At 58.5% G+C, this 766-nt stretch carries 1 protein-coding gene; it reads left to right on the top strand.

Annotated features, from left to right (window positions below):
- Window positions 1-115 precede the first annotated feature (115 nt).
- Window positions 116-766: DUF3318 domain-containing protein (locus tag NW819_RS14380; RefSeq protein ID WP_414407623.1), on the top strand; the 651-nt coding region annotated here is incomplete at its 3' end.

Here is a 766-nt window from a genome sequence, read left to right as displayed (position 1 = left end):
CTCTGCCGCCAGCCCTATTGCAAAAAGCTTGCTTGGAGCTGGCCTGCAAGGAAGGCTAGAATCTTTTACTATGGGTAATCCTCTCCAGCCGCTCCCTTAGCCGCACTGTGCCAGCATGTATACCATTTCCGACTTTGACCGCCTGATCCAGTTTCTCCCAGTGGAGATCCGCCCTGAAGTGCAGATCGAGATCGGCACCCCTGACCAGTCTCGGGTTGTGCAGCCGTTGTGGCGCTTCCCCTGGCAAAAGTACTCTCGCTTTGCCATTGACCTCAGCCGTTGGCAGAAGCTGAGCCCTGACCAGCAGAAGATCTACTTCTTGCGAGAAGCGGTGATGGCCACAGAGCTGGCTTTGGGGGATAACTGGTCGGCGTTGTTGCTGTATCCCGCCTTGATCGGGGCCGGCAGCATGGGCATTTTGGTAGAGCTGCAGATGGGAGATAACCTCGGCGTTGGCTTAGCAGCAGGCTTGGCCGCGTCAGCGGTGTTTCTGTTGCGCAAAGCGGAGAAGGGCCAGAAGGCCCAGGTAGCAGCCGACGAGTTTGCCGTGCGCTATGCCTCCCAGAATGGCTACACCTCCGAGCAAGCTGCTGCTATCTTGCTGAGCGCGCTGCAGCAGGTGGCCATCCTCGAAGATCGCGTCAAGAACGACTACGACACCACCATGCGCCGCCGCAACCTGGAGTTCTTGGCGCAGCGGGGTTTGGGATCCGGCACCTTGACCATCAATCCTAAGTACCGCAACAAAGGCCAGAGCTCCAACCCC

The sequence above is a fragment of the Synechococcus sp. R8-2 genome (assembly GCF_047461715.1).
In the GTDB taxonomy this organism is placed as follows: domain Bacteria; phylum Cyanobacteriota; class Cyanobacteriia; order Thermostichales; family Thermostichaceae; genus Thermostichus.
This window is presented reverse-complemented; position numbering and strand designations above follow the sequence as displayed.